Annotated in this window: 8 protein-coding genes; 4 read left to right on the forward strand and 4 right to left on the reverse strand. The window is 62.5% G+C overall.

From position 1 onward, the window contains the following. Positions 1–247: 247 nt before the first annotated feature. Together MJD61_13580 and MJD61_13585 are read right to left on the reverse strand one after the other, a co-directional pair. Positions 248–700 carry a universal stress protein gene (locus tag MJD61_13580; protein ID MCG8556302.1) on the reverse strand — a complete coding sequence of 151 codons (453 nt, stop codon included), beginning with the start codon at positions 698–700 and terminating at the stop codon, positions 248–250. 370 nt (positions 701–1070) lie between these two features. Then, positions 1071–2378 carry a WG repeat-containing protein gene (locus MJD61_13585; protein MCG8556303.1) on the reverse strand — a complete coding sequence of 436 codons (1308 nt, stop codon included), beginning with the start codon at positions 2376–2378 and terminating at the stop codon, positions 1071–1073. 622 nt (positions 2379–3000) lie between these two features. Between MJD61_13585 and MJD61_13590 the strand changes: the two genes are divergently transcribed. The 4 genes from MJD61_13590 (at position 3001) to MJD61_13605 (ending at position 6363) form a co-directional block, all read left to right on the forward strand. Then, positions 3001–3417: a hypothetical protein gene (locus MJD61_13590; protein MCG8556304.1), complete on the forward strand. Its 417-nt coding sequence runs from the start codon at positions 3001–3003 to the stop codon at positions 3415–3417. 403 nt (positions 3418–3820) lie between these two features. Further along, entirely contained in the window at positions 3821–4288 is a 468-nt protein-coding gene (locus tag MJD61_13595; protein ID MCG8556305.1) for a hypothetical protein, read from the forward strand. Positions 4289–4486: 198 nt separating this feature from the next. Continuing rightward, positions 4487–4921 (forward strand): universal stress protein, encoded by a 435-nt coding sequence (locus MJD61_13600; protein ID MCG8556306.1) that lies wholly within the window; start codon positions 4487–4489, stop codon positions 4919–4921. Positions 4922–4956: 35 nt separating this feature from the next. After that, positions 4957–6363 (forward strand): dicarboxylate/amino acid:cation symporter, encoded by a 1407-nt coding sequence (locus MJD61_13605; GenBank protein MCG8556307.1) that lies wholly within the window; start codon positions 4957–4959, stop codon positions 6361–6363. A 520-nt stretch (positions 6364–6883) separates the two neighbouring features. Here MJD61_13605 and MJD61_13610 read toward each other — a convergent pair. Together MJD61_13610 and MJD61_13615 are read right to left on the reverse strand one after the other, a co-directional pair. Then, on the reverse strand, positions 6884–7444 hold the full coding sequence (locus tag MJD61_13610; protein MCG8556308.1) for a hypothetical protein: 561 nt from the start codon (positions 7442–7444) through the stop codon (positions 6884–6886). Continuing rightward, the coding region (locus MJD61_13615; GenBank protein MCG8556309.1) for a hypothetical protein at positions 7441–8350 on the reverse strand (910 nt) is incomplete at its 5' end. The genes MJD61_13615 and MJD61_13610, both read right to left, overlap by 4 nt.

The raw sequence follows: 8350 nt of genomic DNA on the forward strand, positions 1-8350 counted from the left end.
GCCTGAAGCCGCCACTGCCGCCGGAGCACCCACACTAGTACCTCGGCAGAGGATCTTGAGGTATAGAGAGAATCAGAAAAAAACGGCCCGCGCGGCGGGGGGGCGAAACCGCGCGGGCCTGCTCCCGCGAACGGGAGCATCACTCACCGGAGCACGCGGCCGCAGGCCTGTCAAGGAAAACCTGTGCACTGCCCAGACCGCGACGCACAGCCTACGAAATTCGGGTGGCGGGCCCCGTCGACGCGAACTACCTGGACTTGCGCTGGCCGCGAACAGTCAGCACAGGTAGCTCCGAGGTCCGCACCACACGCTCGGCCACGCTGCCCATCAGGAGGTGAGAAAGGCCGCTGCGCCCATGGGTGCCCATCACGACAAGGTCTGCCGCGTTCTCTGTGGCGGCGCGATTGATCTCCATGTGGGGAAGACCCTGCGCAATATGCGGAGTCACCTTGACGGAAGCGTCGCGATGCTTCTGCAGGAATTCGTCAAGCTCCTTCTGAGCTGCTTCGCGCATGTGATGGTCCCAGCTCGCGCCACCAACCACACCCCCATCAGGGAGGGAGTAGATAGGCAATTGATATACGTGGAGCAGGTGTATTTGGCCTCCCAGGCTTCCTGCCAAATCCAGCGCGTAGTTGAACGCGACCTCTGCGGTTTCGGAGAAGTCGACGGGACACAGTATCGTCTTGATGCGAGTCATCGCGTACCTCCAACATGGGATCCTGGTGTGGTCTGATCGAGGTCCTTCAGGAACCCCGCGTTACCCAGACCAGGAGGCTCTAACAGGTACTTGAAGGCACAAGCAGAATCCAGGCCACCCCTGCTGTCCTCTGGCGGGCCGCAGTGCGCCACGACCGAACCGCGATGCGCCACGATCGAACCGCGATGCGCCACGATCGAACCGAGCCCGGCCCTCGAAGCCGGTGTTTCGCATGGTCCCGAGCTCGCAACTCTTGCGCCTGAGCCCGCGCTTGCTCGCAAGATTCTCGTCTGCTAGGGCGGCGCGACGCCGCTGCACGGAATGGATCGAAATCGAAGTAGCGATGGTTTTCTGACCCGACGCCTAATGCCTAGAACGTGGCGACCAAGCTGGGTGGTGAGCTGCGCGGGGCCGTGGACACGAGCGCCCTGCCGTGACTGAACTCGTCAGCGTACGTGTAGCGAGGAGGAATAACGAACACGCCTCGCTTGTCGATGAAGCCTATGAGCCCGTCCCTGGCCTTGGTAGCGCCTGCTAGCCCCTCCGAGAAGCGAAAAGGCTCCGCAAAGCGCGCCGGTATCACCCAGCGCCCCCGCTTGTTGATGGCGCCCCAACGCCCGCCGGCGCGGGCAGCGGCCAAACCATCGGCGAAATGGCGCACCTCGTCGAAAGCTAGCGGAATGGCCAGCTCGCCACGGCGGTTCAGAAAGCCGTACTTGCCGTCCTTGTGGACGGGCATCAAGCCTTCGTGAAAAATGCACACGGCATCCTGCTTGGAAAAGGGCGGAATCGGCTCTCCGAGCACGATCTGCTTGCGACCCAACCCCGTCTGGAGCAGTCCATATTCAGAGATGTCGCGGATCACGTCCATACCGCTGTCGGTCAGGACCCTCGAGTGGCCTTTGCGCATGCACGTGATGCCGGAACGAAGCGCGAACTGCTGCATGATCGGTGGCACCACATAGGCACCCGTCGTATCGATCACAGCCTGAGAAAGCGGCGAACCGAGCCAGACTTCGGCCAGCCCCTGCTCGAAGTGGGACACCTCATCGAAAGCCGGAGCGATGGCCACCTGCCCCATCCCGTCGACAAAGCCGTAACTGTGAGGGGAAAGCGACAGCCTTCGACGATCCGGCAGAACGAGCTGCGACACGCCCTCGATGCGCACCGGCGCCAACCCTTCGTGAAACTCGCCCATGGGGTAGCGCAGGTGCTCGGCCGGCACCCTGCGGGCGCGGCGCTCCGAGCTCGTGCCCGCGTCGCTTCGCCGCCCCGGGGACACGATCGTTCCTCCTGTCGGGCCCAGCACCCAGTTGCCGTCATGATCCACATAGCCGGCCGCGCCGTCCTCGCGCCGGACCCATGCCATGCCCTCGGAGAAGCTCGCCGCGTCACGGAACCGAGGCTTGATCGCCCAGTGGCCCGAGGCGTCAAGATACCCCCAGCGACCGCTCACTCGAGCCGCCGCCATGCCCTCGGAATAGGGACTGGCGAACCGTAGCCCGCCGCGAACCACACGTCCGGCGCGGTCTACAAACGAGTAGGGTCCCTGGCTGGACGCGCATGCGCCCAAGGCGATGGCCAACAGCAACACCAATGCGCTGCAACGGGCGCGGTCCAGGCGGGGTCCCGTCCCGGTCTGTCCAGCCAAGAGCATGCAACCTGCCTGATCCATCATGTTGCGGGAACCGTACGCCTACCGCACGCCGGTCTACCCGTCGTAGCCTCGAGCTCCCACGCACCCGCCGTCCCAGCGAATGCTCTGTTCATCCAGGCAGGCTATGTACACCGTCGAGCCGGTACACGCACGCTATCGGACCCGAATCGGCACCGGTACTGAGCCCATGGCCCTTGTGTGCCGTGCTAAGGCGTCGGGCCAAAACAACATCGCCACTTTCGATTTCGATCCATCCCATCCAGCGGCGCTGCGCCGCCTTCGAATACAGGGAGATAGCCAGTGTGTGGATAGCGCCGCTCCCAGCCGCCGCGTCACCCGAAGTAAGGTGCTGAGCAAGCGAGCACGGAGACTCCTGCGAACGCCTGGACCGCGAGTGACCTGAACATAGGTGTGTGATGATAGCTTCCTGATGAGCAGCCGAGAAGGCCCCCGATCGCTGCCCGCAAGTTTCGACGACGGATCCCAGAAGAGCGCAGTACTCGTACGAAGGCATGTGCTGCTCTGGAACACCTGTAATCTGTAAGTCGCTTATTTGGGTTTTTGTAAGTTAATGTCTGTAAGTCGTGCTATGAAAGGCGAGATTGCAGGGCGAGCGTGGCCCTGCTCAGCATGGAGGTCAGTCATGTTTGTTCGAAAGACGGCGCGACCGCGACGTCGCGCCGCTATGGCGTTCGCGCTTGCGGCCTGTATGATGATGCTCGCAGCCGGCTGCTCCAACAACGTAGGGCCAGGCGTAGCCGGCTTTGGCGGCTTTGGTGTCAGCGGCTTTGGTGTCAGCGGCTTCAGCCCCTGGGGCTTTTCGGGCTTTGGCGCCAGCGGTTTTACCCCCTGGGGCTTTTCGGGCTTTGGCGGGCCGGCGGTCGGCTTCGGATGCCCACCGGGCTACGTATGCAGCTCGTGGGATAACCGGCGAATGTGCATGCCGCTCGGCGCCCTTACGCCGCCGCCCTGCTTCAACGAAGGCCGGGTATGCAACAACCCTCTCGGCGGAATCTGTCGTGAAGTGCGGGGGCAGCCATCCTGCGTTGTCGGCTGCTAGCGCCCGCTGCAGCTCGCTCCCGTCGCCCCGCTTGCGGCGCGGGGCTGCCGGCAGTGCCGCCTTGCGCTCGGCCCTAGCCCGCCCTCGCTGCACATACCTCGGTTGGCCTCGGCTGGCCAAGACGCCATCGGGCTCCAGCGGCGCTGCCCCATGCTCCGGGGTTTCGAAACAGGCACTGGTTTTGGCAGCACGGGACCCAAGTGTCGCCCCCCAATCTCTGCGTGCAAAATTGGAACACAGCGCCCACAAAAGCGCAGTACCCGTACGAAGACGTGTGCTGCACTGGAACACCATGTAACCTGCAAGACGCATAATTGCGTTTTGGTGGGGAATATCCGTAAGTCGTGCTATGAAGGGCTGGAAAGCAGGGCGAGCGTGGTCCTGCTCAGCATGGAGGTCAGTCATGTTTGTCCGAAAGACGGCGCAACCGCGACATCGCGCCACTCTGTCGTTCGCTCTTGTGGCTTGTTTGGCGTTGCTCGGCGCCGGCTGCACCAACAACGTAGGTCCAGGCGTAGCCGGCTTCGGCGGCTTTGGTGGTGTCGTAGGTGTCAGCGGCTTTGGCCCAGCAGGTTGGGGTGCCAGCGGCCTTGGCGGTGTCTGGGGCGGCGGCTGGGGCGTCGGCGGCTTTGGAGTCAGCGGCTTTGGCCCAGGTTGGGGTGCCGGCGGCTTTGGCGGGCCTCTGGGCGGCTTCTGCCCGCCCCCTTTCATCTGCGGCCAATTCGGCAACCAACGCATGTGTCTGCTCGGCGGCAGGCCTCCAAGGTGCCAGGGCGAGAGCAGGGTCTGCAACAGCCCGGTCGGTGGAATCTGCCGCGAGGTCCAAGGAGTGCAAGGAGGGGGTCAACGCGCGTGCGTGCTAGGCTGCTGACCAGGCACGACGATTCATCACAAGGGCTTGCCACAAGGGTGGGCAGGCAGCCGACCACAACGGTTCGTTGCGCGACTTGAGCTGCCCGGCGCGAGCGCCGGTAGGGCATTCAGGGCCTTGGCCGAAGCTGAGGGTCGCGCACCAGCGTTTTCGAACGTGTGCTCACGTTGGTGGGACGCATCTCGCCCGGACAGCGCTATGGCCTTGACCCAACACATGCTCGTCGGGACCGACTTCTCGCCGGCCTCCGTGCTTGGGCTCGACCTCAGCTGCGAGCTGGCCAAGCTCACAGGAGCCAGGATCACGCTCGCTCACGTGTACCTTGGTGCTCCAGCAGGTCTCGCCGACAGGGCTGGCAAGGCCGAGGACGAGCCCTGCGCCATCGAGGAATCCCTCACCGAAGACCTCGAGCGCTTGCGCCGTGAGCGGCTAGGCGATCTGGCCGAGGTCGCCCTGCGCCTAATCAACGCCGCCAGTCCCGCCGACGCTCTGTGCAGGTACGCCAGCGACCACGACATCGATCTGATCGTGGTGTCGTCGCATGGTCGCACCGGACTCGCGCATCTGCTGATCGGCAGCGTGGCCGAAAAAACCGTGCGCCACAGTCCCTGTCCCGTTGTTGTGGCTCGCTGACGCCGGCGCCGTCACAAGCGAGAAAGAGCGTCGCGGTGAGCTGGACGATCCCTCGATTCTGGAAGATCTACCTCGCCCTGTGGGCCGCCACGCTCCTCGGGCTCCTTGTTGGCCCATCGCTCGGCCTGTTCCAGAAGCTCAGCGACAAGCAGACCTTCATGGCCCTGCTTGTTCCGCTGCTGTTTCTCGCGCTCGGGTTGCTCCCACTCAAGCTGCCAACCCGGATCCTGATCGCGCTGTTCTTCGGCGCCTTCGCGGGTCTACTGATCGGACCGGACATCAGGGTCTTCGAACCCGTGGGCAAGCTCTTCATCCGGCTCATCTTCATGGTGGTCGTGCCGCTCGTGTTCGCGTCCCTTTTCGTGGGCACGGCCAGCCTAGGTGACATCAAGAAGCTCGGCCGTATTGGCGCCCGGACGGTGGTCTTCTATCTGGGCTACACGGCGCTCTCGGTCGGGATCGGCCTGCTGCTTGCTAACGTGCTCGAACCGGGCTCGGGGCTCGGGGCCGAAACGCAAAGCCAGATCCTGGCTAGCTACAGCGAGCAGGCGCAGAACAAGGTGTCCACAGCGCAGAGCAAGCCAAGCGCCGTGGACACCCTGCTCGACATCGTGCCCACCAACCCGCTTACTGCTGCGGCAGGGCCGCGGCCCAAGATGCTGCAGATAATCTTCTTCGCGATGTTCATGGGCGTCGCGATCCTGTTCGTCAGTACGCCACGAAAAGACGCTGTGGTGACCTTTTTCGAGGGCGTAAACGACGCGATGATCGTGATGGTTCATTTCGTGATCAAGCTTGCTCCTTACGGTGTGTTCGCTTTGATCGCAGCGGTAGTCGGTCAGTTCGGGTTCGACATCCTCGTGCTCCTGACCAAGTACACCGTCATCACGTGCCTGGGCCTTGTTCTGCTCAACTTCACGTACGCACCGCTTGTCAGCTACCTGACCAAAGTGAAGACCGGACGCTTTCTCAGAGGGGTCTGGCCGGCGCAAGGCATCGCGTTTTCCACCTCGTCCTCGTCTGCGACGCTACCCGTCACCATCGAGTGCTGCACGGAGAGGCTCGGCGTCTCGAAGGCCATCGCGTCGTTCGTCCTGCCCTTGGGCGCGACGATAAACATGAACGGCACTGCCCTGTATCAGGGTATCTCGGCGGTGTTCATCGCGCAGGTCTACGGCATCCCGCTGTCCGCGCTGGATCAGCTGGCCATCGTCCTGACAGCCACGCTGGCCTCCATCGGGACTGCGGGCGTACCCGGGGTCGGCATGATGATGCTCGTGATCGTCCTGCAGCAGACCGGCGTTCCCGTGGAAGGCATCGCCTTGGTGCTCGGCGTGGAGCGAATCCTGGACATGTTTCGCACCACCGTGAACATCACCGGCGATGCAGCCGCCGCCGTGGTCGTGGCTCATCTGGAGGGCGAGCTCAGCACGCCTGGCTAGGCTAGGTGTGGGAGTGACTTGTGGGCAGGGATGACCTGTCGTCGTCCGGGCAGGGGGGACCGGAGGACGAAAATCCGGCCGCATCGCTCCGTCCCTCGCAAACTTCGCCGTGCACAACACCGCTGTCGCTGCACGTCGCGGGCTTCTCGGACCACCTCCACAGCGCCGTTCGTCCACCCGCTCATGCGATGGTCAAAAGCTGACTGCTGCGCCCGGATGCCATGACCCTGGGCCGGCAACCCCGGTCAGTTTCTCACACCGCCGGCCGTCGGGCCCGGCCGCCAGGAACCACCCAGCGTGTTGTGCTCTCAAACCTACCGCATCCGGATCGGAACGCCCCGGCGTGACGACCCTCGATGGCGAACCCCGGTCAGATTCTCGCTACCCGTCCCCCGGCGTGCGCCACTTCATCCTTTCTGTCGGTTTCTCGTCAGCACGCCCCTTCAGCGGTCAACGTCGGTCCGTTTCTCGTGCGCCCTCGTAGTAGTGACTATCCTCTCCGTTTCTCGTCGGTCAATTCCTAAGGTTGCGAATCGCCCTCCGGAGCCTTTTCCTTCTCCTCCTCGCTCTTACGGTACTCCTCCAGGTCCTTTTCTACTGCACGGTGATCGGCGACCTTTTCAAATCGTGAAACATCTACGATAGCAGCACTGAAGCCGGACAGGTGCCCATGATGCTCGCTGTTGAAGACTCCCTCCAATAGCACCCAGCTCCGGTTCAGCGCCCCAGCGCGTTTGGATATCTCCTCACTTCCGGAAACAAACCAAACCGCATTCTGGCCCGAACCGTAGTCCCAGTGCTCCTTCGTAAGGTAAAGGGCCGTATGCTCAAACTCGTACACCGCGAACCCCGTCACCCTGATCTTCTTCTTGTTGTAGCGCTCCGGTACCGCGATCAGCGACACCAGCGAAACGTCGCTCGGCAACTCCTTGCCAAGCGCCTTCGCTGCGCTTGGTTCGTCAGAGCGGCCGCAGCCCAGTGACGTGGTTGCCAGTACGGCTAGCACAGCGCTACAGACTACCCCGCATAGCGGTCGTAGTTGTTGAATCCTCGTAATCTCGATGGGGCGTCGCCTCGTCACCTTCGCCTCCTTCTTCTATGTGGCTCCACGTCTAGTGTCTGCAGTGTTCCGTCGAATACTCCGTAAATCTGTGCGGGGCCTCGAGGATGAACGACTACTCCAAGAATTCCTGACTCGCTCGCGCTGGCCCGATCTCGCTGGGATATCCTTCGTGGCCCAGGCGGATGACTGTGAATCGTCAACAAAGTGTCTGAATGAATCCGTATCGTAGCACTGGGATCCGCGAAATCAGCATGCGCCCCTATCCTTTCATAATAGGTGCCCTTGAAGTGATCACGAATCTGAGAAGTGAGCTCGATCCCCGGCTTCCCGAACCCCTGATGGTTTCGCATGGCGGCGATCGCATCCAGCAGCGACTTGAGAAGCGAGTTCGGATTCTGGAAATGCTCGCCCGGGCCCTTGATCGGCCTAGGAGGCACCGTGGCGGGAAGCTTCGACGGATCGAGACCCAGAGACTTCAACTTCTGCTTCAGCTTCGCATTATCCTTGGTATTTGCTGCTGGCTGAAAACTGTCAGGTCCTCCGGCACTACCAGACCCCGTCGCGCCCGCCGAACCCAGGATAGGTGCATCCCACAGAGAGCCGCCCCCAAACCCCAAGTAATGAGCGCCCCAATAGGCTGGCGTTCCACCGCTGCGCCCCGTGACTGTGATTTCCTCAATATTAGGGTCATGGGTATTGCCGTTCCAGATACATGAGTAGTAGCCGAGCGACGGGGCAAACGTGTAGTCCGTCGGGCACTCTGTAAACCCACTGGGATCTGTCCAATTCAACGGATTATTGACCACATAGCTATACCGATTCCACGACTGGCTGTTGCCCGGCTCGGGCACAAAGGGGTCCGGCGTCAAAAACCTCCCCATATGCGCGTCGTAGATTCTGCCCTTCATGTTCACGAGGCCGAGC

Source organism: Pseudomonadota bacterium (assembly GCA_022361155.1).
In the GTDB taxonomy this organism is placed as follows: Bacteria; Myxococcota_A; Polyangia; order Polyangiales; family JAKSBK01; genus JAKSBK01.

Excerpts from the sequence above, each read along its gene's own strand:
- MJD61_13595 (MCG8556305.1), top strand. The coding sequence starts at position 3,821 with ATGTTTGTCCGAAAGACGGCGCAACCGCGACATCGCGCCACTCTGTCG.
- MJD61_13600 (MCG8556306.1), top strand. The coding sequence starts at position 4,487 with ATGGCCTTGACCCAACACATGCTCGTCGGGACCGACTTCTCGCCGGCC.
- MJD61_13585 (MCG8556303.1), bottom strand. The coding sequence starts at position 2,378 with ATGATGGATCAGGCAGGTTGCATGCTCTTGGCTGGACAGACCGGGACG.
- MJD61_13590 (MCG8556304.1), top strand. The coding sequence starts at position 3,001 with ATGTTTGTTCGAAAGACGGCGCGACCGCGACGTCGCGCCGCTATGGCG.
- MJD61_13580 (MCG8556302.1), bottom strand. The coding sequence starts at position 700 with ATGACTCGCATCAAGACGATACTGTGTCCCGTCGACTTCTCCGAAACC.